24 protein-coding genes are annotated in these 24377 nt (G+C 69.9%); 20 read left to right on the top strand and 4 right to left on the bottom strand.

The genetic code is table 11. From position 1 onward, the window contains the following. The first annotated feature begins 241 nt into the window (after positions 1-241). The 15 genes from secY to glmM all read left to right on the top strand — a co-directional run bounded on the left by secY (position 242) and on the right by glmM (position 12708). Positions 242-1549, top strand: a complete 1308-nt coding sequence (gene secY, locus ACZ6R9_RS00940; RefSeq protein ID WP_380486747.1) for a preprotein translocase subunit SecY — start codon at positions 242-244, stop codon at positions 1547-1549. Continuing rightward, positions 1549-2208: an adenylate kinase gene (locus ACZ6R9_RS00935; protein ID WP_380486744.1), complete on the top strand. Its 660-nt coding sequence runs from the start codon at positions 1549-1551 to the stop codon at positions 2206-2208. The genes secY and ACZ6R9_RS00935 overlap by 1 nt, the downstream gene beginning before the upstream one ends. Before the next feature lie 109 nt (positions 2209-2317). Continuing rightward, positions 2318-3154, top strand: a complete 837-nt coding sequence (gene map, locus ACZ6R9_RS00930; protein ID WP_465535660.1) for a type I methionyl aminopeptidase — start codon at positions 2318-2320, stop codon at positions 3152-3154. A 171-nt stretch (positions 3155-3325) separates the two neighbouring features. Continuing rightward, a complete protein-coding gene (gene mscL, locus ACZ6R9_RS00925) occupies positions 3326-3760 on the top strand; it encodes a large conductance mechanosensitive channel protein MscL (protein WP_380486738.1) in 435 nt (144 codons plus the stop codon). A gap of 167 nt (positions 3761-3927) precedes the next feature. After that, complete coding sequence (infA, locus tag ACZ6R9_RS00920; protein ID WP_003956442.1) at positions 3928-4149, top strand: translation initiation factor IF-1; 222 nt, start codon at positions 3928-3930, stop codon at positions 4147-4149. A gap of 58 nt (positions 4150-4207) precedes the next feature. Beyond that, positions 4208-4321, top strand: a complete 114-nt coding sequence (gene rpmJ, locus ACZ6R9_RS00915) for a 50S ribosomal protein L36 (protein ID WP_003956441.1) — start codon at positions 4208-4210, stop codon at positions 4319-4321. Positions 4322-4498: 177 nt separating this feature from the next. Then, the gene (rpsM, locus tag ACZ6R9_RS00910) at positions 4499-4879 is read left to right on the top strand and encodes a 30S ribosomal protein S13 (RefSeq protein WP_380486736.1); all 381 of its coding nucleotides are present in this window, start codon (positions 4499-4501) and stop codon (positions 4877-4879) included. 73 nt (positions 4880-4952) lie between these two features. After that, entirely contained in the window at positions 4953-5360 is a 408-nt protein-coding gene (gene rpsK, locus ACZ6R9_RS00905; RefSeq protein WP_014136257.1) for a 30S ribosomal protein S11, read from the top strand. Between the two features lie 144 nt (positions 5361-5504). Further along, positions 5505-6527, top strand: coding sequence for a DNA-directed RNA polymerase subunit alpha (locus ACZ6R9_RS00900; protein ID WP_030457404.1), 1023 nt, complete (start codon positions 5505-5507; stop codon positions 6525-6527). Between the two features lie 126 nt (positions 6528-6653). After that, a complete protein-coding gene (gene rplQ / locus ACZ6R9_RS00895; RefSeq protein WP_465535656.1) occupies positions 6654-7112 on the top strand; it encodes a 50S ribosomal protein L17 in 459 nt (152 codons plus the stop codon). A 91-nt stretch (positions 7113-7203) separates the two neighbouring features. After that, a complete protein-coding gene (gene truA, locus ACZ6R9_RS00890) occupies positions 7204-8139 on the top strand; it encodes a tRNA pseudouridine(38-40) synthase TruA (RefSeq protein WP_465535654.1) in 936 nt (311 codons plus the stop codon). A 185-nt stretch (positions 8140-8324) separates the two neighbouring features. Further along, a complete protein-coding gene (locus tag ACZ6R9_RS00885; protein ID WP_380486727.1) occupies positions 8325-9983 on the top strand; it encodes an ABC-F family ATP-binding cassette domain-containing protein in 1659 nt (552 codons plus the stop codon). A 232-nt stretch (positions 9984-10215) separates the two neighbouring features. Then, positions 10216-10659: a 50S ribosomal protein L13 gene (gene rplM, locus ACZ6R9_RS00880; RefSeq protein ID WP_035863497.1), complete on the top strand. Its 444-nt coding sequence runs from the start codon at positions 10216-10218 to the stop codon at positions 10657-10659. A 45-nt stretch (positions 10660-10704) separates the two neighbouring features. Continuing rightward, positions 10705-11208, top strand: a complete 504-nt coding sequence (gene rpsI / locus ACZ6R9_RS00875; protein WP_380486724.1) for a 30S ribosomal protein S9 — start codon at positions 10705-10707, stop codon at positions 11206-11208. 135 nt (positions 11209-11343) lie between these two features. After that, entirely contained in the window at positions 11344-12708 is a 1365-nt protein-coding gene (gene glmM, locus ACZ6R9_RS00870) for a phosphoglucosamine mutase (protein WP_465535651.1), read from the top strand. A gap of 45 nt (positions 12709-12753) precedes the next feature. Here the strand turns inward: glmM and ACZ6R9_RS00865 are convergent, their stop codons facing one another. Genes ACZ6R9_RS00865 through ACZ6R9_RS00855 form a run of 3 tightly spaced genes read right to left on the bottom strand, consistent with a single transcriptional unit; the run spans position 12754 to position 16960 of the window. After that, a complete protein-coding gene (locus ACZ6R9_RS00865; RefSeq protein ID WP_465535649.1) occupies positions 12754-14493 on the bottom strand; it encodes an ArnT family glycosyltransferase in 1740 nt (579 codons plus the stop codon). Further along, positions 14493-15503, bottom strand: a complete 1011-nt coding sequence (locus ACZ6R9_RS00860) for a glycoside hydrolase family 26 protein (protein WP_380486716.1) — start codon at positions 15501-15503, stop codon at positions 14493-14495. The genes ACZ6R9_RS00865 and ACZ6R9_RS00860 overlap by 1 nt, the downstream gene beginning before the upstream one ends. Then, positions 15500-16960, bottom strand: coding sequence for a glycosyltransferase family 2 protein (locus ACZ6R9_RS00855; protein WP_380486820.1), 1461 nt, complete (start codon positions 16958-16960; stop codon positions 15500-15502). The genes ACZ6R9_RS00860 and ACZ6R9_RS00855 overlap by 4 nt, the downstream gene beginning before the upstream one ends. A 458-nt stretch (positions 16961-17418) precedes the next feature. Between ACZ6R9_RS00855 and ACZ6R9_RS00850 the strand changes: the two genes are divergently transcribed. Next, a complete protein-coding gene (locus ACZ6R9_RS00850; protein WP_465535646.1) occupies positions 17419-18249 on the top strand; it encodes a hypothetical protein in 831 nt (276 codons plus the stop codon). 31 nt (positions 18250-18280) lie between these two features. Beyond that, complete coding sequence (locus ACZ6R9_RS00845) at positions 18281-19342, top strand: glycoside hydrolase family 26 protein (RefSeq protein ID WP_465535644.1); 1062 nt, start codon at positions 18281-18283, stop codon at positions 19340-19342. Positions 19343-19363: 21 nt separating this feature from the next. On the opposite strand, the gene coaA is transcribed toward ACZ6R9_RS00845, so the two are convergent. Next, on the bottom strand, positions 19364-20356 hold the full coding sequence (gene coaA, locus ACZ6R9_RS00840) for a type I pantothenate kinase (RefSeq protein WP_380486710.1): 993 nt from the start codon (positions 20354-20356) through the stop codon (positions 19364-19366). 99 nt (positions 20357-20455) lie between these two features. On the opposite strand from coaA, the gene glmS reads away from it, so the two are divergent. The 3 genes from glmS to ACZ6R9_RS00825 all read left to right on the top strand — a co-directional run bounded on the left by glmS (position 20456) and on the right by ACZ6R9_RS00825 (position 24309). Continuing rightward, complete coding sequence (glmS, locus tag ACZ6R9_RS00835; RefSeq protein WP_380486708.1) at positions 20456-22312, top strand: glutamine--fructose-6-phosphate transaminase (isomerizing); 1857 nt, start codon at positions 20456-20458, stop codon at positions 22310-22312. A 56-nt stretch (positions 22313-22368) separates the two neighbouring features. Next, positions 22369-22737, top strand: a complete 369-nt coding sequence (locus ACZ6R9_RS00830; RefSeq protein ID WP_380486706.1) for a holo-ACP synthase — start codon at positions 22369-22371, stop codon at positions 22735-22737. A gap of 132 nt (positions 22738-22869) precedes the next feature. Then, positions 22870-24309, top strand: coding sequence for an NAD(P)H-hydrate dehydratase (locus ACZ6R9_RS00825; protein WP_465535641.1), 1440 nt, complete (start codon positions 22870-22872; stop codon positions 24307-24309). The last annotated feature ends 68 nt before the right edge of the window (positions 24310-24377 follow it).

Genomic DNA, 24377 nt, shown 5'->3' with positions numbered 1-24377 from the left:
GACAGAAACCGGGCCCCGCACTCCTCTTGAGAAAGAGGGGGCGGGGCCCGGCTTCGTTTCGGCTTGAACAGGTGTGCTGTATTTGTGTGTCAAACCCGGGCAAGCCGTACCCCATGCGTGGGGGAGCGGCAGCGCGCGCTTCTGTCGAGCGCCCGGGCACTGTTAGAGTCCGTGAAGTTCCCTTTCCCCACATCAGGACCGACCCTTCCGCCGACGACGCGCGGGAGGCGCAGGAGGCACCGTGCTCAGTGCGTTCGCGCGGGCGTTCCAGACGCCCGACCTGCGCAAGAAGCTGCTGTTCACGCTGGGCATCATGGTGCTGTTCCGGCTGGGCGCCCACATTCCGATGCCCGGGATCAACTTCGAGGCCGTGCACGCGTGCGTGGCCGGCCAGAAGGAGGGTCTGTTCGGGCTGGTCAACCTGTTCAGTGGCAACGCGCTGCTGCAGCTGACCATTTTTGCGCTCGGCATCATGCCGTACATCACGGCCAGCATCATCCTGCAGTTGCTCACCGTGGTCATTCCGCGGCTGGAGGCCCTGAAGAAGGAGGGGCAGTCCGGCCAGGCGAAGATCACCCAGTACACCCGTTACCTGACCATCGCGCTGGCGGTGCTGCAGGGCACCGGCATTCTCGCGACCGCGTCCAGCGGCGCGCTGTTCTCCGGCTGCCCGCAGGGTCAGAACATCGTGCCGGACCAGTCGATCTTCCGGATCGCCACCATGGTGATCATCATGACCGCCGGCACCACGGTGATCATGTGGCTGGGTGAGCTGATCACCGACCGCGGTATCGGCAACGGCATGTCGATCCTGATCTTCACCTCGATCGCGGCCGGCTTCCCCGGCTCGATGTGGGCCATCAAGGGCTCCGGCAAGCTGCTGGACGGCTGGGGCGAGTTCGCCGCGGTGATCCTGGTCGGCATCGTCGTGGTCTGCCTGGTCATCTTCGTCGAGCAGGCCCAGCGCCGGATCCCGGTGCAGTACGCGAAGCGGATGGTCGGTCGCCGGTCCTTCGGCGGTACTTCGACCTACATCCCGCTGAAGGTCAACCAGGCCGGTGTGATCCCGGTCATCTTCGCCTCCTCGCTGCTGTACATCCCGGCGCTGGTGGTGCAGCTGACCAACTCGCAGGCGGGCTGGGCGATTTGGATCAAGAACCACTTCATCAAGGGTGACCACCCGATCTACATGGCCACCTACTTCGTGCTGATCGTGTTCTTCGCCTTCTTCTACGTCGCCATCTCCTTCAACCCCGAAGAAGTTGCCGACAATATGAAGAAGTATGGTGGGTTCATCCCGGGCATCCGGGCCGGCCGACCGACGGCCGAGTACCTGAACTACGTGCTCACCCGTATCACGTGGCCGGGTTCGCTGTACCTGGGCCTGATCGCGTTGATCCCGATGGTCGCCCTCGTCGCCTTCGGGCAGCAGACCAACTTCCCGTTCGGTGGCACCTCCGTGCTCATCGTCGTCGGCGTCGGACTCGAAACTGTGAAGCAGATCGAGAGCCAGCTCCAGCAGCGCAATTACGAAGGGTTCCTCCGCTGATGCGTATCGTCCTCGTCGGACCCCCCGGGGCCGGGAAGGGTACTCAGGCGCACGTTCTGGCCAAGACCCTGTCCATTCCCCACATCTCCACGGGTGACCTGTTCCGTGCCAACATCAGCCAGGGCACCCCGCTGGGTGTCGAGGCGAAGGCGTACATGGATGCCGGGCGCCTGGTGCCCGACGAGGTCACCATCGGGATGGCCAAGGACCGCATGCTCCAGGAGGACGCCGCCCACGGCTTCCTGCTGGACGGCTTCCCGCGCAACCTCGGCCAGGCGGAGGCGCTGGACGCCTTCCTGACCGAGCACGGCATCGCGCTGGACGGCGTGCTGGACCTTGAGGTCCCCGAGGACGAGGTCGTCAAGCGGATCGCCGGTCGCCGGCTGTGCCGCAAGAACGGCGCCCACGTCTTCCACGTGGCGTACAACCCCCCGAAGACCGAGGGCGTCTGCGACGAGTGCGGCGGCGAGCTGTACCAGCGCTCGGACGACACCGAGGAAGCCGTGCGGGTCCGGCTGGAGGAGTACCACTCCAAGACCGAGCCGATCATCGGCTACTACCAGGAGCAGGGCCTGCTGGTCACCATCTCCGCCCTCGGCAAGGTGGACGAGGTGACCGAGCGCGCGGTCGCCGCCCTGGAGCAGAAGAAGAACGCCTGACCCACGAGGCAGTGAGACGGCCGGGTCGCCCCGAAGCGGGCGGCCCGGCCGTCTCGGCGTCGTACGGTGGAAGGCAGTCCGAAATCAGAACGTGGAAGGCGTTGACCAGATGGTGGAGATCAAGACCCCCGAGCAGATCGCCAAGATGCGGGCGGCCGGGCTGGTCGTCGCCGAGGCCCTGAAGGCGTGCCGCGAGGCGGTCGCCCCCGGGGTGACCACCGGCGAGCTGAACGAGATCGCCGACCAGGTCATCACCAAGCACGGTGCCACGTCCAACTTCCGTGCCGACCACGGCGGCCTGTGGTTCCCGGGTGTGATCTGCGCCTCGGTGAACGAGGAGGTCGTGCACGGCATCCCCGGCGACAAGGTGCTGAAGGCCGGTGACCTGATCTCGATCGACTGCGGCGCGATCCTGGACGGCTGGCACGGCGACGCGGCGATCACCGTCGCGGTGGGCGAGACCGCCTCCGAGAACGTGATGCTGTCGAAGGTCACCGAGGGCTCGATGTGGGCCGGCATCGCCCAGATGAAGAAGGGCAACCGCCTGGTCGACGTGTCCCGGGCGATCGAGGGCTTCATCCGCCGCCAGCCGCTGCCGCCGAAGGGCAAGTGGGGCATCACCGAGGGCTACGGCGGCCACGGCATCGGCACCGCCATGCACATGGAGCCGCACGTGCTGAACTACGTGGCCGGCCGGGGCAAGGGCCCGAAGCTGGTGCCCGGCACGGTGCTGGCGATCGAGCCGATGGTCTCGCTCGGCACCCCGCACACCGCGATCCTGGACGACGACTGGACGGTGGTCACCACCGACGGCACCTGGGCCTCGCACTGGGAGCACTCGGTGGCCATCACCGAGCAGGGCCCGCTGGTGCTGACCGCGTTCGACGGTGGCAAGGCGGAGCTGGCCAAGCTGGGCGTCACCGCGGCCCCGGACCCGCTGGGCTGATCCCGCTGGGCTGATCCCGCCGGGCTGATCCTGCGGCGGCGACACGCGCGGCTGCCGCGAGGTGAGGGACATGTCTCAAAGCGGCAGATCGAGGCCCGGGGGTTTTGACCCCCGGGCCTCTTGTCCTACCTTCGTCAGCTGATACCCGCAGCAGCTACCCCAGGAGAGACAGTGCTCAAGGGCTTCCGCGACTTCATGATGCGCGGCAACGTCATCGACATGGCCGTCGGTGTGGTCATCGGTGCCGCCTTCACCGGCGTCGTGACCGGCTTCGTGACCGCGTTCCTCACCCCGGTGCTGGGCGTGGTGGTGGGCGCGGCCGGCGACTTCAGCGCGTACAAGTTCACGGTGGCGGGCGTGACCTTCCCGTACGGCCAGTTCCTGAACGTGCTGATCGCGTTCTTCCTGACCGCCGCGGTGCTGTACTTCTGCGTGGTGCTGCCGGTCTCCAAGGCCACCGCCCGGTACCTGCCGAAGAAGCCCGCCACCCCCAAGCGTCCCTGCCCCGAGTGCCTGACCGAGATCCCCGAGGCGGCCCGCCGCTGCTCGGCGTGCACCGCCGTGGTGGAGCCGGTGCTGCCCATCCAGGTGACGGTCAAGGGCTGAGATTTCGCGTCGGCGCGGTGCCTGGTTTACGATGGTGCGTCGGCTCACTCGTAGCGTGTTTCGGCACGCCCTCAGCCCAGGAGAGTTCTCCCGGGTGGAGGTGAAGCCTGGTTCGCACGAGCGTTCCGCATACGGTAGCCGGACCCGAAGGGTGGATCTCGCAGTTCATGGCTAAGAAGCAAGGCGCCATTGAGATCGAGGGCACCGTGATCGAGTCTCTTCCGAACGCGATGTTCAAGGTCGAGCTGCAGAACGGTCACAAGGTCCTCGCGCACATCAGCGGCAAGATGCGCATGCACTACATCCGCATCCTCCCGGATGACCGGGTCGTGGTGGAGCTCAGCCCCTACGACCTGACCCGCGGCCGGATCGTCTACCGCTACAAGTAGGAACAACCCCTCGTCCTGCGAGGGGCTTGCCAGATCGAGACCCCGGAGAACCTGGATCATGAAGGTCAAGCCGAGCGTCAAGAAGATCTGCGACAAGTGCAAGGTGATCCGCCGCCACGGCCGGGTCATGGTGATCTGCGACAACCTGCGCCACAAGCAGCGCCAGGGCTGAATCACCCCCCAGCATTTCTCGTAGTACCTTCGCGCGACGCGCACCAACGTCATACGCGGGCCGCCCGATCCGTCCGAACAGGACGGACTGCCACCCCCGGTCAGAGGCCGGGGCTCCCTGTCGAGAGACAGCGAGTAGGCGGCACGTCAGACCTCTGAAGAACCACAGGAGCCATCAATGGCACGCCTCGCCGGCGTTGATCTCCCCCGTGAAAAGCGGATCGAGATCGCCCTCACCTACGTCTACGGCATCGGCCGTACCCGTGCCCAGCAGACGCTGGCCGAGACCGGTGTGAGCCCGGACGTCCGCGTCCGCGACATCACCGAGGAAGACCTCGTCAAGCTGCAGAAGTTCATCGACGCGAACTTCGAGGTCGAGGGTGACCTCCGCCGCGCCGTCGCCGCCGACATCCGCCGCAAGGTCGAGATCGGCTGCTACGAGGGCCTGCGTCACCGCCGTGGCCTGCCGGTCCGCGGTCAGCGCACCCACACCAACGCGCGTACCCGCAAGGGCCCGCGTCGCGCGATCGCCGGTAAGAAGAAGCCGGGCAAGAAGTAGTCCGTCCCGTCAACCGGACATCCCTCCGGCCCGCGGGATAGCGGACCGACCACCTCAGTAGGAGAACAGACTTATGCCCCCCAAGGGTCGTCAGGCTGCCGGCGCGAAGAAGATCCGCCGCAAGGAGAAGAAGAACGTCGCTCACGGGCACGCCCACATCAAGAGCACGTTCAACAACACCATCGTTTCGATCACCGACCCCTCGGGCAACGTGATCTCCTGGGCCTCCGCCGGCCACGTCGGCTTCAAGGGCTCGCGCAAGTCCACCCCGTTCGCCGCGCAGATGGCCGCCGAGGCCGCTGCCCGTCGCGCGCAGGAGCACGGCATGCGCAAGGTTGACGTCTTCGTGAAGGGTCCGGGCTCCGGCCGCGAGACCGCGATCCGTTCGCTCCAGGCCACCGGCCTGGAGGTCGGCTCGATCCAGGACGTCACCCCCACCCCGCACAACGGCTGCCGCCCGCCGAAGCGCCGCCGCGTTTGATCCGTGTCGTCCCTTCGGGGGCGATCCGGGCACGTGGGTAGTGCTTTGAACCTGGTACGGGGTCCCGTTCTCTACGGGACCCCGTACGCTTGACTCCATCGGCATCAAATAGTGGGTGCCGAAGACAACTGGAGGATCCAGAACATGCTTATCGCTCAGCGTCCTTCGCTGACCGAAGAGGTTGTCGACGAGTTCCGCTCGCGGTTCGTGATCGAGCCGCTGGAGCCGGGCTTCGGTTACACCCTCGGCAACTCGCTCCGCCGCACGCTCCTCTCCTCGATCCCGGGTGCCGCTGTCACCAGCATCCGCATCGACGGTGTCTTGCACGAGTTCACCACCGTGCCGGGCGTCAAGGAGGACGTCACCGACCTCATCCTGAACATCAAGCAGCTGGTCGTCTCCTCGGAGCACGACGAGCCGGTCGTGATGTACCTGCGCAAGCAGGGCCCGGGTGTGGTCACCGCCGCCGACATCGCGCCCCCGGCCGGTGTCGAGGTGCACAACCCCGAGCTGGTCCTCGCCACCCTGAACGGCAAGGGCAAGCTGGAGATGGAGCTGACCGTCGAGCGCGGTCGCGGCTACGTCTCCGCCGTGCAGAACAAGGCTTCCGGCCAGGAGATCGGCCGTATCCCGGTCGACTCGATCTACAGCCCCGTGCTGAAGGTCACCTACAAGGTCGAGGCCACCCGTGTCGAGCAGCGCACCGACTTCGACAAGCTGATCGTCGACGTCGAGACCAAGCCCGCCATGCGTCCGCGTGACGCGATGGCGTCGGCCGGCAAGACCCTGGTCGAGCTGTTCGGCCTGGCCCGCGAGCTGAACGTCGACGCCGAGGGCATCGACATGGGTCCGTCCCCGACGGACGCCGCCCTGGCCGCGGACCTGGCGCTGCCGATCGAGGAGCTGGAGCTCACCGTCCGCTCCTACAACTGCCTCAAGCGCGAGGGCATCCACACCGTGGGTGAGCTCGTTGCCCGCTCGGAGGCCGACCTGCTCGACATCCGCAACTTCGGTGCGAAGTCGATCGACGAGGTCAAGGCGAAGCTGGCCGGCATGGGCCTGGCCCTCAAGGACAGCCCGCCCGGATTCGACCCGACCGCTGCCGCCGACGCCTTCGGCGCCGACGACCTGGACGACCAGGGCTACGCGGAGACCGAGCAGTACTGAGTTTTGGCACCGGGGGCGGTTCCCAGTGAACCGCCCCCGGCACCATGAAAGTCGTGCGGACACCGTGTCCGTACGCCCGCTGCGGTACCTGGTACGGCCGCAGTCGGAGATACGAGGAGTCATTCCATGCCCCGTCCCACCAAGGGCGCCCGCCTCGGCGGCGGCCCGCACCACGAGCCGCTCCTGCTGGCCGGCCTGGCCCGCGAGCTGTTCCAGTACGGCCGCATCACCACCACCGAGGCCAAGGCCCGTCGCCTGCGCCCGCTGGCGGAGAAGCTGATCACCAAGGCGAAGAAGGGCGACATCCACAACCGTCGCCTGGTGCGCAAGACCATCACCGACGTGTCGGTCCTGCACACCCTCTTCACCGAGATCGCCCCGCGGTTCGAGAACCGCCCCGGCGGTTACACCCGCATCACCAAGATCGGCACCCGTCGTGGCGACAACGCCCCGATGGCCGTGATCGAGCTGGTCGAGGGCGAGATCGCCACCAAGGCGACCGTCGCCGAGGCCGAGGCCGCTGCCAAGCGCGCCGTCAAGGAGGCCGAGCAGGCCGACGAGGCCGCCGAGACCACCGAGGCCTGAGCCTCCTAGGTCCGTGACCGGGCCCGCTCTCCCGTCCGTCGGGGGAGCGGGCCCGTTCGCATCTCAGCAGCGAGACAGGGGAGTTGGAGTGGTGAACGACTGCGCGGAGCAGCCGCCGGTGAAGGACGGCCCGGCCGACGGGCACACCCGGATCAGGCTGGATCTGGCCTACCACGGCGCGGAGTTCTCCGGCTGGGCCCGGCAGCGCGGACGGCGCACCGTGCAGGGCGAGTTGGAGGACGCGCTGCGGATCGTGCTGCGCAGCGAGGAGAACTTTCCGCTGACGGTGGCCGGCCGTACCGATGCCGGGGTGCACGCGCGCGGGCAGGTGGCGCACGTCGACCTGCCGGACGAGCTGTGGGCCCAGCACGGCGAGAAGCTGCTGCGCAGGCTCGCCGGGCGGCTGCCGGCCGACGTCCGGGTGTACCGGCTGTCCGAGGCGCCGCACGGGTTCGACGCGCGGTTCGCGGCGATCTGGCGGCGGTACGCGTACCGGGTCGCCGACCACCAGGGCGGGGTCGATCCGCTGCTGCGCGGGCACGTGCTGTGGCACGACCGGCCGCTCGACCTGGAGAAGATGAACGCCGCCGCGAAACTGCTGGTCGGCGAGCACGACTTCGCCGCCTACTGCAAGAAGCGCGAGGGCGCGACCACCATCCGCACGCTGCTGGAGGTCCACTGGGACCGGGTGCCGATCGACCCGTACGCGGCCCAGGAAGGCTCGCTGGCGGTGGCGACGGTGCGGGCGGACGCGTTCTGCCACAACATGGTGCGCTCGCTGGTCGGCGCGATGCTGCTGGTCGGCGACGGGCACCGGCCGGTCGAGTTCCCGGGCGAGGTGCTGGCGGGGGGCGTGCGCAACTCGGCGGTCAACGTGATCCGGCCGCACGGGCTGACGCTGGAGGAGGTCGGGTACCCGGCGGACGAGTTGCTGGCGGAGCGGAATCGGGTTTCGCGGCGGCTGCGGACGTTGGGCGGGGTTGCCGCCGAGGGTGCGGATGCGTCTGCGCCGGGCGGATCCGACTGAGGGTGCCGTTCCCCTTCGCGCAGTTCTCCCCCAGCCCTAACGGGCCGGGAGGTACCCCCACGCGCCCCGGTCGGGGCGCGGGGTGAGGGCGGAGGTGCCGGTTCGCTGGGGGTGCTCGGGTGGGTGGGTGGGGCGGTAGGTAATCCGTTTTGTCGCCCGGCGAGGGCTTGGCACAATTCCGTGGCATGGGACACGTCGAAATCTCGCACCTGGAGTACTACCTGCCGGACGGGCGGGTGCTGTTCGACGACGCGTCCTTCCGCGTCGGCGAGGGCGCGGCCGTGGCGCTGGTCGGCGCGAACGGCGCGGGGAAGACCACGCTGCTGCGCATGATCGCGGGGGATGTGCAGCCGCACGGCGGTTCGGTGACGGTGAGCGGTGGACTGGGCGTGATGCGCCAGTTCGTCGGCACCACCGGCCGGGAGGACGCCAAGGACACCCCGGGCGCGCTGGCCGCCGACGCCTCGGTGCGGGACTTGCTGGTCTCGGTCGCGCCGAAGCGGATCGCGGACGCCGCCCGCCGGGTGGACGCCGCGGAGCTGGCGATGATCGCGCAGGACGACGAGAAGTCGCAGATGGCGTACGCGCAGGCGCTCTCCGACTGGGCGGACGCCGGCGGCTACGAGTACGAGGCCGACTGGGACGTCTGCACCATGGCCGCGCTCGGCATGCCGTTCGACCGCGCGCAGTGGCGGGGCCTGAACACGCTGTCCGGCGGTGAGCAGAAGCGGCTGGTGCTGGAGGCGCTGCTGCGCGGCCCGGACGAGGTGCTGCTGCTGGACGAGCCGGACAACTACCTGGACGTGCCGGGCAAGCGCTGGCTGGAGGAGGCCATCCGGGCCACCAACAAGACGGTGCTGTACATCTCGCACGACCGTGAGCTGCTCTCCCGTACCGCCGAGAAGATCGTCGCGGTGGAGTCCGGCGCGGCCGGTTCCAGCGTGTGGGTGCACGGCGGCGGCTTCGACACCTTCCACGAGGCCCGCAAGGCCCGGTTCGAGCGGTTCGAGGAGCTGCGCCGCCGGTGGGACGAGGAGCACGCCAAGCTGAAGAAGCTGGTGGTGACGCTGCGGCAGGCGGCGGCGGTCAGCCACGAGATGGCGTCCCGGTACGCGGCCGCGCAGACCAGGCTGAAGAAGTTCGAGGACGCGGGCCCGCCGGAGGCGCCGCCGCGCGAGCAGAGCATCACCATGCGGCTGAAGGGCGGCCGCACCGGGGTGCGGGCGTTCACCATGCAGGGCCTGGAGCTGACCGGGCTGATGAAGCCGTTCGACCTGGAGGTCTTCTACGGCGAGCGGGTCGCGGTGCTGGGCTCGAACGGCTCCGGCAAGTCGCACTTCCTGCGGCTGCTGGCCGGCGACGAGTCGGTGAAGCACGGCGGCGCCTGGAAGCTCGGTGCCCGGGTGGTGCCGGGCCACTTCCGGCAGACCCATGCGCACCCGGAGCTGCTGGGCCGCACGGTGCGGGCGATCGTCGAGGAGGAGCACGCGCTGTCCCGGGGCGCCGCGATGTCGGCGCTGCGCCGCTACGAGCTGGACCGGCAGGAGGAGCAGAAGTTCGAGTCGCTGTCCGGTGGGCAGCAGGCCCGGCTGATGATCCTCAAGCTGGAGCTGTCCGGCGTGACGGCGCTGCTGCTGGACGAGCCGACCGACAACCTGGACCTGGAGAGCGCGGAGGCGCTGCAGCAGGGCCTGGAGGCGTTCGACGGCACGGTGCTGTGCGTCACCCACGACCGCTGGTTCGCCCGTACCTTCGACCGGTTCCTGGTGTTCGGCTCGGACGGCCGGGTCTACGAGTCGCCGGAGCCGGTCTGGGACGAGGCCCGGGTGGTCCGGGACCGCTGAATCGGCGACGATGCCGGGCCGGTTTGGAGTCCGCGCCTCCGGCCCGGTATTGTTGGCTGCTGTTGTGCGTATTGGCTCGCTCTATCTCACGTGAGAGGTCGGTACGCCGGAGACACCACAGGCCGAACTCCAGCGGCCAACGCCCGAATTGCGTCCGGGACGGTCGGCTGGAGGCCCCAGGCCCTGTGTGCTCCTGTCAGGACCCACTCACTGAAAAGCGAAGGCTACGACCGTGCGTACGTACAGCCCCAAGCCCGGCGACGTCCAGCGTCAGTGGCACGTCATCGACGCGACCGACGTCGTGCTCGGCCGCCTGGCCTCCCAGGCCGCCAACCTCCTGCGGGGCAAGCACAAGGCGATCTACGCGCCGCACGTTGACACTGGTGACTTCGTCATCATCATCAACGCCGACAAGGTGCACCTCTCGGGCAACAAGAAGACCCAGAAGCTCGCCTACCGTCACAGCGGCTTCCCGGGCGGTCTCCGCTCGGTGCGCTACGACGACCTGCTGGCGAACAACCCGGAGAAGGCCGTCGAGAAGGCCATCAAGGGCATGGTTCCGAAGAACAGCCTCGGCCGTCAGATGCTCTCGAAGCTGAAGGTCTACTCGGGCGACCAGCACCCGCACGCTGCGCAGCAGCCGGTGCCGTTCGAGATCTCCCAGGTCGCGCAGTAATTCCGGCCACCACCCCCAACTGACGTAGAAGAGCTGAGGAACACCGTGGCCGAGACTGCCATCGAGAGCACCCTCGAGGTCGAGTTCGACGAGAACGTCGACGAGTACACCACCGAGTCCGAGTACACCACCGAGTCGCTGGCCGGCCGCTTCGGCGAGGCCGTCCCCGGCGCCGGCCTCGGCCGCCGCAAGGAGGCGATCGCCCGCGTGCGCATCGTCCCCGGCACCGGCGTGTGGAAGATCAACGGTCGCACCCTGGAGAACTACTTCCCCAACAAGGTGCACCAGCAGACCGTGAACGAGCCCTTCAAGCTCCTTGAGCTGGACGGCCGTTACGACGTTGTCGCCCGCATCTCGGGTGGCGGCGTCTCCGGTCAGGCCTACGCGCTGCGCCTCGGCGTGGCCCGTGCGCTGAACGAGGCGGACGTGGACAACAACCGCGGCCCGCTGAAGAAGGCCGGCTTCCTGACCCGTGACGCCCGCGCCGTCGAGCGCAAGAAGGCCGGTCTGAAGAAGGCCCGCAAGGCGCCGCAGTACAGCAAGCGCTAATCGCACCCCGCATGCGATCCTCGCCCCGGAGCACTTCGTGCTCCGGGGCGTTGTGCCTCCCGGACTCGTGCGGGGTCCGCGGGGGCTGGTACCAACCGAGCCGCAAGGCGCTGACAGGACGGGACGAACGCGAACATGGCACGACTCTTCGGTACGGACGGGGTGCGCGGGGTGGCCAATGTGGGCCTGACCGCGGAACTGGCGCTCGGCCTGTCAGTGGCCGCCGCCCATGTGCTCGGCGACGCGAACGCGTTCGAGGGGCACCGGCCGGTCGCCGTGGTCGGCCGTGACCCCCGCGCGTCCGGAGAGTTCCTGGAGGCCGCCGTGATCGCCGGCCTGGCCAGCGCCGGCGTGGACGTGCTGCGGGTCGGCGTGCTGCCCACCCCGGCGGTCGCGTACCTGACCGGCGCGCTCGGCGCGGACTTCGGCGTGATGCTCTCCGCCAGCCACAACGCGATGCCCGACAACGGCATCAAGTTCCTCGCCCGCGGCGGCCACAAGCTGGACGACGCGATCGAGGACGCGATCGAGGCGCACTACCGCCGCTACGGCGTCGGCGACGAGACCTGGGAGCGCCCGACCGGCGCCGCGGTCGGCCGGGTCCGCCAGTACAACGAGGGCTTCGACCGGTACGTGGCGCACCTGGTCGCGGTGCTGCCGAACCGGCTGGACGGCGTGAAGGTCGTCATCGACGGCGCGCACGGCGCGGCCGCCCGGGTCGCCCCCGAAGCCTTCGCCCGGGCCGGCGCCGAGGTGGTGTACACCCTGGGCACCGAGCCGACCGGCCTGAACATCAACGACGGCGTCGGCTCCACCCACCTGGACAAGCTGCGCGCCGCGATGAAGGAGCACAACGCCGACCTGGGCATCGCCCTGGACGGCGACGCGGACCGCTGCCTGGCCGCCGACGCCGAGGGCAACGAGGTCGACGGCGACCAGATCCTGGCGATCCTCGCGGTCGCCATGAAGGAATCGGGCACGCTGCGCCGCAACACCGCGGTGGCCACCGTGATGTCCAACCTGGGCTTCAAGCTGGCGATGGAACGCGAGGGCATCGAGCTGGTGCAGACCGCGGTCGGCGACCGGTACGTGCTGGAGGAGATGAAGCAGCACGGCTTCGCCCTCGGCGGCGAGCAGTCCGGCCACGTGATCCTGCTCGACCACGCCACCACCGGTGACGGCACCCTGACCGGCCTGATGCTCGGCGCCCGGCTGGCCGCCACCAAGCAGCCGCTGGCCGACCTCGCCACCGTGATGACCCGGCTGCCGCAGGTGCTGATCAACGTCAAGGGTGTCGACAAGGACCGGGTCGAGTCCTGCCTCGAACTGCAGGCCGCGGTCGCCGAGGCGGTGGCCGAGCTCGGCACCACCGGGCGGGTGCTGCTGCGCAAGTCGGGCACCGAGCCGCTGGTCCGGGTGATGGTCGAGGCCGTCGGCCACGAGCAGGCCCAGTCGGTCTGCGAGCGCCTTGCCGAATCGGTTCGCCTGCACCTGGGCTGACGGAGCGTCGGGGGCCGGTCCCGGACCGGCCCCCGACCGCTGCGCCTACTGCTGCTGCTGCGCGGCGGGGTTCTTCTTCACCGGGATCCACACCTGGTAGAAGCCGCTGCCGTAGGTGTTGTGGTACGGGATGCTGACCAGCAGGCGGTACTTGCCCTCGGAGCGCAGCTGCTTGACGAGCTTCTCGTCGAGCGCGCCGGTGACCGTCTTGTCGAACACCACGACGTCGAAGTAGCCGTCGGTGAGGGCGGCCTTGAAGCCCGCTTCACCGGTGAGGACCTTCTTGTCCTTGGTCTGGTAGCTGATGGTGTACGTCGACGTCCACTGGCCGAACTCGACCTTGTCCTGCAGGTAGTAGCGCGGCACCGAGTTCGCCTCGACCAGGTAGTGGCCGTTCGGCACCAGCTGCCGGTTCAGGGTGGTGATCAGCTGGCTGGAGTTCGGCCAGGCGTGGTACAGGCTGTTGGACTGCACCATGCCGAGTACCAGCAGGACGACCCAGGCGAGGATCCCCAGCTGAGGGTGCCGGAAGTGCGAGCCGACCACGCGGGTGATGCCCAGGGCGGCCATCGGCGCGGCGAAGAACAGGCCGTAGCCGATGTGCTTGTGCAGCGAGACGCTCTCGTGGATCCAGATCTGGTAGGCGGGTGCGAGCACCGCGGTCCCGGTCAGCAGCAGGCCCATCAGGATCCGCCACAGTCGGCGCGGCACCCGGACGGCGTGCATGGTCGGGGCCTCGTTCATACGGCCCTTGAGGGCGTACAGCACGGTGCCGAGCAGCGCCAGGGCGAACAGCAGACCGCCCCACTCGGCGCAGTCGCGGAGCATGTCCAGCCGGACGCCGTGGCCGGTGGCACGGCCGGTGGTGGTGGACTGAAGGCCCTTGAGGATGTCCGAGCCGGTCAGGCGCAGCGCGGTGTAGGCGCCGCCGACCGCGACGGCCGGGATCAGGAACGCCCGCAGCAGCGACCGCCAGGCGTGGTACGGCACGGCGGCCAGGCAGGCCAGCGCCACCACGATCGGCGCGTACATCAGCGCGGCGTACTTGACGGCGACGGCCAGCACCAGGACCGGCGGGATGGTCAGGGCGCTCAGCCACCAGCCGCGCCGGGCGGTGCGCACCGCGAGCCAGGCACCGACCGCGATCAGGAACAGCGCGGCCGCGTCGTAGGTGGCCAGCGCGCCCATGAACAGGGTGGACTGGGTGACCGCGAAGCAGGCCGCCGCGACCAGCGCGACCCGTTCGTTGAACAGCCGACGGGTCATCATGTACAGCAGGGCGGTGGTGCCCAGCATGAACGCCAGCGACAGACCGCGGGCGCCGGCCAGGCCGAACCAGCCGTCGAACGCGGCGGCCAGCGGCGGGTACAGCAGCGGAGAGCCGGAGAAGTACGCGGCGAACGAGTCCGGCAGCGGGGCGCCGCCGTTCAGGTGGTCCAGCTGCAGGTGGCCGGCGTACAGGTACAGCGCCTCGTCCTCGAAGGCGCTGTTGCTCAGACGGAGCGTCAGCAGGGCCTGGGCGAGCAGGATGCCGAGCAGGACCAGGCGGCTGACCCAGGTGCGGCGGCTGCTGGGCAGCGGGTCCCAGCCGACGTCGGGGACGTCGGGCAGGGTGTAGCCGGGTTCGGGTGCCTGTTGCTCGTGCGGCGCATGCTGCTCGTGCGGCTGCTGCGGTTCGGCCGGGTGGTCCTCGACGAACCAGCCGAAGTTCCGCTCCTCGTGGTAGCGGTTCTCCTGGTCGTCCGGGGCCTGCGGGGTGAGTGCGTCGTCGCGCTGCTGCGTCATCAGGGTTTTCTCGGATCGAAGCCGTACTGCGGGTCGGCGGCGTGCTGCTTGAAGGCGGCCAGCGAACTGGGCGTCTTCTCGAGCCGCCAGTCGGCGCGCTTGCTGATGTTGAACCAGATGAAGCCCAGGACGTCCGGGTGCTTCTCCACGCCGGTGAACAGCTCCTCGACGAAGGAGGACGCCTTCTTTCCGGGTTCGGCGGCGGTCTCGCTGATGATGAACGGCTTGCCGCTGAAGCCGCGGATCTGATCCATGGTCGGTCCGTAGACCTGATCGAAGTTCTTGTCGCAGCACTCGGTCCAGTAGCCGACCATGCCGACCCAGTCGATGTAGCCGTCGCCGGGGTAGTACGGCTGGAGGGCGATGCTCTTCACCGGGTTGACGATGTTCGGGCTCCACACCCAGATGACGTTGGACGCGCCGCGGTCCTGGAAGATGTCGTGGATCCGGCGCCACGCCCCGACGAAGTCCTCGGCGCTGTTGGTCTTGGTGCCCCAGTCGTACCAGTGGCCGTTCATCTCGTGGGCGAAGCTGATCGCCACCGGGACGTTGGTCTTCTGCACCGCGGTGGCGAAGGTCTTGATGTAGGCGTCCGAGGTGCCCTTGGCGATGTCGGCCAGCGGGGTCTTGTACGGCTCCCAGGCGATGTACGGCAGGGCGCCGTTCTGCCAGCTGAGCCGGACGCCGGTGGAGTCGAACTGGTCGCCCCAACTGGCGTAGTTCTCGATGACGTTGGGCTGCTTGCCGATCATCTCGCTGTACTTCTGCACCGGGTCCATGGACGCCGGGGCGCCGTCCAGGGCGACGCCGAGGTACTTCTTCGCGGGCTGCAGCAGCGGGGTGGTGTCGGCCGGGGCCTGGCTGGGGTCGGCGGAGGCGACCTGGGTGTCGCCGGGGCCGAACGCGTCGTGGCCGCCGGACGAGCCGGGGCGGGTGCATCCGGGCAGCAGGGTGAGCAGGCCCGCAAGCAGCAGGCAGGCGGCAGTTCTGGCTCGGTGGATCGGCTTCACGCGGCCTTCTCGCTTCGGGGCTGGAGGAGGGTGCGGCCGACCACCAGGGCGTAGAACAGCCCGGAGGCGAGCACCAGGGCGTAGTCCGGCGGGTACCCGGTGAGGATGCGCCACACGGCGATGCCCACCCAGGCGAGCGCGGTGCCGCCGCCCCAGATGGACAGGCCGAGCCACAGTCGGCGGGTGCGGTTCTTCTTCGCGGTGCTGGAGCCGGTCGGCTGCCAGGCCATCCGCTTGCGGCGCAGGATGTCCCAGATCGCGAAGAAGTGCGCCCAGCCGTACATCATCCGGCAGGACCAGGCTTCCAGGCGGTACGGGACGCGGTGCCAGAGCGGGAAGATCACTGTGGTGTAGACCAGGCTGGGCAGTACCAGCCAGAGCCGCTCGACCAGGAACATCTCCGGGTGCCAGATCAGCAGCGCGAGCGGGATCACCGGCGACAGGAAGATGAAGATCGCGGTGTGGATGTAGTAGAAGAACCCGGACATGTAGCAGAGCCGGCTGCTCCAACGGAGCTTGGTGTCCCAGAACTTGCGGCTGCCGAGCAGGCTCATCGAACCGGAGCACCAGCGGTACTGCTGGTTGTAGAACGCGCCCGCGGTGTCCGGGCAGACGCCGGTGGCCAGCGCCAGCGGCACGTACTTCAGGCCCCAGCCGAGGCGGCGCAGGTCGAAGCCGGTGTGCACGTCCTCGGAGTGCTCGATCAGCGTGGTGCCGCCGTTCTCCTCCAGCGCGGCCCGCCGGTAGATGGCGCAGCTGCCGACGCAGATCGCGCCGTCCCGGGCCTGCCGGGAGACCTGCACGGAGCGGTAGAACAGCTCCTGGACGGCGCCGGCGCCGCGCTCCACCCAGCTCTGCGAGTCCAGTACCCGGAAGAACTGCGGGGACTGCACGATGCCGAGCTTCGGGTCGGCGTCCATGTGCGGGAGGAGTTCGGCCAGCAGGTCGGAGCGCGGCGTGAAGTCGGCGTCCAGGATGAGGATGAACTCACCGTCGGAGTTGCCGAAGCCGAAGTGCAGGTTGCCGGCCTTCTTGAACCAGCCGCGGTTCGGCCGGGTGCCGTAGCGGAAGCCGAAGTCGAGGGCCATGGCTTCGAGTTCGGGGCTGCCCGAGTCGTCGAGCACGTACGGCATGCACAGGCCGGGGTAGTTGTCGGCCATCTCCCGGACGTGCTTCCAGGTGTTGTGCAGGATCTCGATCGGTTCGCCGCACACCGGCAGGAAGACGTCGACGGTCGGGTACTCCTCCGGCCGCCAGGAGCGCACCAGTTGACGGTGGCCCTTGACGTCGAAGTCGCCGTTGAGGCCGGTGACCCGGAGCGAGATCAGGTAGTAGATCAGGGTGAACAGCAGGAACGGCGAGTAGATCCACAGCCACGGGGCGCTGGCCACCAAAGTGATCTGACTGGCGGTCAGGCAGCCGAAACTGATCAGCGAACTGAGCGTCAGGATCCACAGATGGCGCTTGGCGTAGGCGAACTTCTCGCTGTCGTCCGGCGGTTTGGGAAGCAGCCCGAGTTGCGGCGGCGCCGCCGCGGGCTTCCGCCGGCGCTGAGCGGGGACGGGGCCGCGGCGCTGAGTGCGACTCGTCGACTCGGTATTGCTGGACAAGAGAGCCCCCGTGGCCGTGCTTTGGACTTGACTCGGCCTGCCTGTACGGCGATTGGCGCGAACCGGCGGCCGGACGAGTTTATCCGACGGGCTTTGCCGTCCCAGGGCCGCGTAATGACGTTTGCATCACGGTGGACGGCGGCGCCCGGTGGAAAGCGGGACATTTCGGTTGGGTGTGGAGGCGGCATCACCGAAAGCCCCCAGATGCCCTAGCATTCACGCACATGAGCGATGGGATGGGTGTACCGCAGAGTCCGAACACTCCGGGTGGGCAGCCGCAACAGCCTTTCGGCGGGCCCCAGCAGATGCCTGGTCAGCCGCCGGTCCACGGTGCGCCGCCGTTCCCGCAGCAGCCTCAACCGTGGCAGCAGCAGACACAGTACCCCTATCCGGGGCCGCCGCCGATCCAGCAGCCGGTCGAGCCGGACTGGCAGCAACTGGCCGACCAGCGCGAGGCGCAGGTGCGCCGCAAGCGCCTGATGACGGGTCTGGGCATCGGCATCGGCGTGGTGGTGCTCGGTGCGGGCGCGGCCGCCATCGCGGTGCTCAGCCAGGACGACAAGCCCAGTAACGATCCGGTGGCCTCCCCGTCGGCCTCCACCCAGGTGTCGCCCAGCGGCAGTGCCAAGCCGTCGGGGAGCGGTTCCCCGACCACCAAGCAGCTCCCGCCGGCGGTCACCGCCGAGGCCCTGTTCGCCGATCAGTCGCTCAACATCGGCGGGCACAACTACGTCCGCAAGTCCACCACCACCGACAACCCGTGCTGGAAGGCAACCGGCGCCGGCCTCGGCGACGTCCTCTCCAACGCGAACTGCAGCCAGCTGATGCGCGCCACCTACTTCACCGGCAACACGGCGGTGACGGTGGGCGTCGCGGTGTTCAAGAGCGAGTCCGACGCGGCCAAGGTCGGCGCCGGCATGAAGGGCCAGATCCAGCCGCTGTTCGGCAAGGACAACGTGGGCGAGTTCTGCCGCGACGTGGCCTGCTCGCTGAGCAACCGGGTCGAGGGCCGCTACGTGCTGTTCACGGTGGCCGGCCCGATCAGCGGCGGTGCGGGCGCCCAGGACCCGGTGGCGCAGAGTGCGAGCAAGGAACTGGACAGCTACTTCGACCAGTTGCTGACCAAGGGGTCCTGACGACCGATCGGGACTGAGGGGGGATGGACGGATGAACCGCCGGTCCTGGTGCCGTGGCGCCGCCGCGCTGATCCTGATGGCGGCCGGCGTGTCCTGTTCGGGCGCGGCGTCCGACGGCACCGGCCCGGCCGGTGCGATGTTCGGTGCGCAGCCGGACAGCGAGGTGCCGTCCCCCTCCGCCCCGGGGCAGTCCGCCCCGCCGACCAAGGCCGAGCTGCTGGCGGCCTCCGGCGTGTACTTCGGGGCGAGCACCTACCGGACGCCGTCGGCGGCCGAGACCGACGCGCTCGCCGCGGCGGCCGGGAAGCGGCCCACGATGCTGCAGTACTTCCTGGACTGGCGCAAGGAGTTCGACCCGGCGACGGTCCAGGAGATCTACCGGCAGGGTGCGGTGCCGATGCTCACCTGGGAGCCCGGCGACGCCCCGTTCGAGGCCGACCAGCCGTGGTACGCGAGCCGCCGGATAGCCGACGGCGCGTTCGACGCCTACGTCACCCGCTTCGCCCGCGCGGTGCGGGACCAGCGCTGGCCGGTGGTGCTGCGGTTCGCGCACGAGATGAACGGCGACTGGTACCCGTGGTCGGCGAACGCCAACGGCAACAAGCCGGGCGACTACGCGGCGGCCTGGCGGCACGTGCACGACATATTCGCGGCCGAGCACGTCGACAACGTCATCTGGCTGTGGAGCCCGAACGTGCTGCGCGGCGCCTCCGGCGACCTGAAGAAGCTCTACCCGGGCGACGCGTACGTCGACTGGCTGGGCATGGACGCCTACGGCCTGGGCGAGAGCACCGCCTCCGAGGTCCTCGACCCGACCTACATCCGGCTGCGGGAGATCGCCGACAAGCCGGTGTTCATCTCGGAGACCGGGGCGATGCCGGACCCGAACAAGGCCAACTGGATCACCGACATGTTCGAGTGGATCGCCGAGCACCCGAAGGTGCCCGGCTTCGTCTGGTTCGAGCACAGCGTCGAGGAAGGCGGCCGGTACGACTACCGCTTCGCCGCCGACCCGGCCACCCGCAAGGCGTTCGCGGACGGCCTGGCGACCCTGTCGCTGCGCTCCTGGCCGGTGGCGCAGCGACCGTCCTGACACCCCGTCCGGGGTGCGGCGTCAGAGCTTGCGCAGCAGCGCCCGGCGGACCTTGTGGTCCGGGCCCTTCTGCAGGATCAGGGTGGCGCGGCCCCGGGTGGGCAGGACGTTCTCCAGCAGGTTCGGCCGGTTGATGGTCCGCCAGACCTGGCGGCCGTAGTCCATCGCCTCCTCCTCGGGCACCTCGGTGAAGCGCCGGAAATAGGAGTTCGGGTCCTGGAAGGCGGTCTCGCGCAGCTTGCGGAACCGGTTCAGGTACCAGGCCTCGATGTCGTCGGTGCGGGCATCGACGTAGATCGAGAAGTCGAAGTAGTCGGCGACCGCCATCCTGGTCCGCCCGTCGGTGCCGGGCAGGGCCGGCTGGAGCACGTTCAGGCCCTCGACGATCAGGATGTCGGGGCGCTCCACCACCAGCTGCTCGTCCGGCACGATGTCGTACACCAGGTGCGAGTAGACGGGCGCGGTGACCCGCTCCTTGCCGGCCTTCACGTCCGCGACGAAGCGCATCAGCGCCCGCCGGTCGTAGGACTCCGGGAAGCCCTTGCGGGCCATCAGGCCGCGCCGGCGCAGTTCCGCGTTGGGCAGCAGGAAGCCGTCGGTGGTGACCAGCTCGACCCGCGGGTGCTCGGGCCAGCGGGCGAGCAGGGCCTTCAGCAGGCGGGCGGTGGTGGACTTGCCGACCGCCACCGACCCGGCCACGCCGATGATGAACGGGGTGCGCACCCGCTCGGTGTCGGGGGTGTCCAGGAACGTGCCCAGGGCGCCGCGCAGCTCGTGCGTGGCGTGGATGTACAGGTTCAGCAGGCGCGACAGCGGCAGGTAGACGTCGCGGACCTCGTCCAGGTCCAGCGCGGTGCCGAGGCCGCGCAGGCGCTCGACCTCCTCGGCGGTGAGCGGCAGCGGCGTGCGCTCGCGCAGCGCGCTCCACTCGGCGCGGTCCAGATCCACGTACGGGGAGGGGGTGGGTGCGGCGGGCGCGCCCCTCGTACAGAGTTCGGTCAGCACAGGGTCCATTGTGAGCCGTGTCCGGGCCGCCGGGTGTTGTGGTGTCGGTCACCCGGTGTGGTCATCCGACCCAACGGGGCTCGAACACCGCCACCTATGCTGGCGCATATGTGCGGAATTGTTGGATATACGGGCCCCCAGCAGGCCCTCGACGTAGTGATCGCCGGTCTGCGGCGGCTGGAGTACCGGGGTTACGACTCGGCCGGCGTCGCAGTGCAGACCCAAGGAGCCGACGGGCAGCGGCTCCTGGCGACCGACAAGCGGGCCGGAAAGCTCGTCAATCTGGAGAAGTCGCTGGCCGAAACCCCGCTGCCGGCCGGCACCACGGGCATCGGCCACACCCGGTGGGCCACCCACGGCGCGCCCAACGACGCCAACGCCCACCCCCACCTGGACGACCACCGCAAGGTCGCGGTCGTCCACAACGGCATCATCGAGAACTTCGCCCTGCTGCGCGCCGAACTCGCCGACCGCGGCCACACGCTGCGCTCGGAGACCGACACCGAGGTGGTCGCCCACCTGCTGTCCGAGGCCTACGAGGGCGACCTCGCCGAGGCCATGCGCCTCGTGTGCCGGCAGCTGGACGGCGCGTTCACCCTGGTCGCGGTGCACGCCGACGCCCCCGACGTGGTGGTCGGCGCCCGCCGCAACTCGCCGCTGGTGGTCGGCGTCGGCGACGGCGAGAACTTCCTCGCCTCCGACGTCGCCGCGTTCATCGCGCACACCCGCGAGGCGATCGAGCTCGGCCAGGACCAGGTCGTCGAACTGCGCCGCGAGGGCGTGACGGTGACCAACTTCGACGGGACGCCCGCCGAGGTCCGCGAGTACCACGTCGACTGGGACGCCTCGGCCGCCGAGAAGGGCGGCTACGACTACTTCATGCTCAAGGAGATCGCCGAGCAGCCCAAGGCCGTCGCCGACACCCTCCTCGGCCGGATCGGCACCGACGGCCGGCTCACCCTCGACGAACTGCGCATCCCCGACCAGGTGCTGCGCGAGGTCGACAAGGTGGTGATCGTCGCCTGCGGCACCGCGTTCCACGCCGGCATGATCGCCAAGTACGCGATCGAGCACTGGACCCGGATCCCGTGCGAGGTCGAGGTGGCCAGCGAGTTCCGCTACCGCGACCCGATCATGGACGACCGCACCCTGGTGATCGCCATCTCGCAGTCCGGCGAGACCATGGACACCCTGATGGCGCTGCGCCACGCCCGCGAGCAGGGCGCCAAGGTCCTGGCGATCTGCAACACCAACGGCTCGACCATCCCGCGCGAGTCCGACGCGGTGCTGTACACCCACGCCGGCCCCGAGGTCGCCGTCGCCTCCACCAAGGCCTTCCTGACCCAGCTGGTCGCCTGCTACCTGGTCGCCCTGTACCTGGGCCAGGTCCGGGGCACCAAGTGGGGCGACGAGATCTCCTCGGTGATCCGCGAACTCGGCGACGCCCCCCGGCAGGTCGAGCAGGTGCTCGGCACCATGGAGCCGGTCCGCGCGCTGGCCCGCTCGCTGGCCGACGCCCCCGCGGTGCTCTTCCTCGGCCGGCACGTCGGCCACCCGGTGGCCCTCGAAGGCGCGCTCAAGCTCAAGGAACTCGCCTACATGCACGCCGAGGGCTTCGCCGCCGGCGAGCTCAAGCACGGCCCGATCGCCCTCATCGAGAAGGACCTGCCGGTCGTCGTGGTGGTGCCCTCGCCGCGCGGCCGCTCGGTCCTGCACGACAAGATCGTCTCCAACATCCAGGAGATCCGGGCCCGCGGCGCCAGGACCATCGTGATCGCCGAGGAGGGCGACGAGGCCGTCGTCCCCTACGCCGACCACCTGATCCGCATCCCGGCCACCCCGACCCTGCTCCAGCCGCTGGTGTCCACCGTCCCGCTCCAGGTGTTCGCCTGCGAGCTGGCCACCGCCAAGGGCCACGAGGTCGATCAGCCGCGCAACCTCGCCAAGTCCGTCACGGTCGAGTAGCCCGCGTATCGTCCATGCCTGCGCGGCACTGCGCAGGCATGGACGGAGGAACAGGCGTGATCATCGGGGTCGGCATCGACGTGGCGGACATCGGACGGTTCGGGGAATCCCTGGAACGCACCCCCGGACTCGCCGAACGACTCTTCACCGCAGGCGAGTTGACCCTCCCGTCCGGACAGCGCCGGGGCACCGCTTCGCTGGCCGCCCGGTTCGCCGCGAAAGAGGCCCTCGCCAAGGCCCTCGGCGCACCCCCCGGCCTGCGCTGGGAGGACGCCGAAGTCCGCGTCGAGGAATCCGGCCGACCCGTCCTGCACGTCACCGGCACCGTCGAAGCCCGCGCCGCCGCGCTCGGAGTGACGGGCTGGCACGTCTCGCTCAGCCACGACGCGGGCGTCGCCTCGGCGGTGGTGATCGCCGAAGGCTGAGACGGGAAGCCAGGGGCGCGTGGAACCGCGCGAAGCGGAACAAGCACCTGGGTGAGATCACGCCGCGCACAATGACTTGCACGTGTTGGCGCCGTCGCTGTGCGTCCACCACCGGCCCCGAAGGAGTCCCACATGCGCCACGCTCATCGTGTAGACCAAGTCCGCACCGCCGAGGCCGCGTTGATGGCCACCCTCCCCGAAGGCACCCTGATGCAACGCGCCGCGGCCGGCCTCGCCGCGACCTGCACCGGACTGCTGCCCCGGGTCTACGGCAGCCGCGTCCTCGTCCTGGCCGGCTCCGGCGACAACGGCGGTGACGCGCTGTACGCCGCCGCCCGTCTCGCCCGCCGCGGAGCCCGCGCCGAAGCCCTGCTGCTCGACCCCGCCAAGGTGCACACCGCCGGCCTCGCGGAGCTGCTCGCCGCCGGAGGCCGGGTCACCGACGACCCCGGCGCGTTCGGCCGCGCCGACCTGGTGCTGGACGGCATCGTCGGCATCGGCGGCCGCGGCCCGCTGCGCCCCGCCGCGGCCCCCTTCGCCACCATGGCGCGTCGCGGCCCCGTGGTCGCCGTGGACGTGCCGTCCGGCGTCGCCCCCGACACCGGCGAGGTGACCGGCCCCGCGCTGCGTGCCGACGTCACCGTCTGCTTCGGCACCCACAAGCCGGGCCTGCTGATCGACCCCGGCGCCGGGTACGCGGGCGTCGTCCACCTGGTGAAGATCGGCCTCGCCCTGCCGCCCGCCCCCGTCGAGGCCCTCCAGCACGCCGACGTGGCCGCGCTGCTGCCCGTCCCCGGCACGGAGAGCGACAAGTACCGGCGCGGCGTGGTCGGCGTGGCCGCCGGCTCCTCCCGCTACCCGGGCGCGGCGCTGCTTGCCGTCGCGGGGGCGCTGCGCGGCGGCGCGGGCGCGGTGCGCTACGCCGGGTACGCCGCCGCGGAGGTGGTCCGCCGCCACCCGGAGACGCTGGTCAGCGAGACCGGCCCGGCGCACGCCGGACGCGTCCAGGCCTGGGTGGTCGGCCCCGGTGGCGGCGACGGCGCCGAACGCGCCCTGCGCGAGGCCCTCGACACCGACGTGCCGGTGCTCGCCGACGCCGACGCGCTCACCGAACTCGCCCGCCTCGGCCCCGGCCTGCTGGCCGGCCGGTCCGCCCCCACCCTGCTCACCCCGCACGCCGGCGAGGCCGCCCGCCTGCTGGCCGGCGTCGGTGAGCGCGCGGACGCCGACACCGTCGCCGCCCGCCGGCTGGCGGTCGCCCGGCTGCTCGCCGCCCGCTACGGCGCGACCGTGCTGCTCAAGGGCTCCACCACCGTCGTCGCCGACCCCGAGGGCACCGCCCGGGTCAACACCACCGGCACCGGCTGGCTCGGCACCGCCGGCAGCGGCGACGTCCTGTCCGGCCTGACCGGCTCCCTGCTCGCGACCGGCCTCACCCCACTCGACGCCGCCTCCGCCGCCGCCTACCTGCACGGCCTGGCAGGCCGTCACGCCACTGGAACGGGGGCCCCGATCACGGCCCTCGACCTTGCGGACGCGCTGCATCCCGTGTGGCAGTCGCTGACCGGCTGACGGCCGGTGCGGGCGCCCCGGTCACCGGTTTCGGCCCAGGTGACGCCCCGCACGGAACCGGAACGCGC

Source organism: Kitasatospora sp. NPDC048662, from assembly GCF_055587065.1.
This window is presented reverse-complemented; position numbering and strand designations above follow the sequence as displayed.

What these genes read in the sequence shown, in the direction of transcription:
- ACZ6R9_RS00850 (WP_465535646.1), top strand. Translation starts at nt 17,419, where the DNA reads ATGCCTGGTCAGCCGCCGGTCCACGGTGCGCCGCCGTTCCCGCAGCAG.
- ACZ6R9_RS00885 (WP_380486727.1), top strand. Translation starts at nt 8,325, where the DNA reads ATGGGACACGTCGAAATCTCGCACCTGGAGTACTACCTGCCGGACGGG.
- rpmJ (WP_003956441.1), top strand. Translation starts at nt 4,208, where the DNA reads ATGAAGGTCAAGCCGAGCGTCAAGAAGATCTGCGACAAGTGCAAGGTG.
- map (WP_465535660.1), top strand. Translation starts at nt 2,318, where the DNA reads ATGGTGGAGATCAAGACCCCCGAGCAGATCGCCAAGATGCGGGCGGCC.
- infA (WP_003956442.1), top strand. Translation starts at nt 3,928, where the DNA reads ATGGCTAAGAAGCAAGGCGCCATTGAGATCGAGGGCACCGTGATCGAG.
- ACZ6R9_RS00900 (WP_030457404.1), top strand. Translation starts at nt 5,505, where the DNA reads ATGCTTATCGCTCAGCGTCCTTCGCTGACCGAAGAGGTTGTCGACGAG.
- glmS (WP_380486708.1), top strand. Translation starts at nt 20,456, where the DNA reads ATGTGCGGAATTGTTGGATATACGGGCCCCCAGCAGGCCCTCGACGTA.
- rpsM (WP_380486736.1), top strand. Translation starts at nt 4,499, where the DNA reads ATGGCACGCCTCGCCGGCGTTGATCTCCCCCGTGAAAAGCGGATCGAG.
- ACZ6R9_RS00845 (WP_465535644.1), top strand. Translation starts at nt 18,281, where the DNA reads ATGAACCGCCGGTCCTGGTGCCGTGGCGCCGCCGCGCTGATCCTGATG.
- ACZ6R9_RS00865 (WP_465535649.1), bottom strand. Translation starts at nt 14,493, where the DNA reads ATGACGCAGCAGCGCGACGACGCACTCACCCCGCAGGCCCCGGACGAC.
- ACZ6R9_RS00935 (WP_380486744.1), top strand. Translation starts at nt 1,549, where the DNA reads ATGCGTATCGTCCTCGTCGGACCCCCCGGGGCCGGGAAGGGTACTCAG.
- ACZ6R9_RS00825 (WP_465535641.1), top strand. Translation starts at nt 22,870, where the DNA reads ATGCGCCACGCTCATCGTGTAGACCAAGTCCGCACCGCCGAGGCCGCG.
- rplQ (WP_465535656.1), top strand. Translation starts at nt 6,654, where the DNA reads ATGCCCCGTCCCACCAAGGGCGCCCGCCTCGGCGGCGGCCCGCACCAC.
- rpsK (WP_014136257.1), top strand. Translation starts at nt 4,953, where the DNA reads ATGCCCCCCAAGGGTCGTCAGGCTGCCGGCGCGAAGAAGATCCGCCGC.
- coaA (WP_380486710.1), bottom strand. Translation starts at nt 20,356, where the DNA reads ATGGACCCTGTGCTGACCGAACTCTGTACGAGGGGCGCGCCCGCCGCA.
- glmM (WP_465535651.1), top strand. Translation starts at nt 11,344, where the DNA reads ATGGCACGACTCTTCGGTACGGACGGGGTGCGCGGGGTGGCCAATGTG.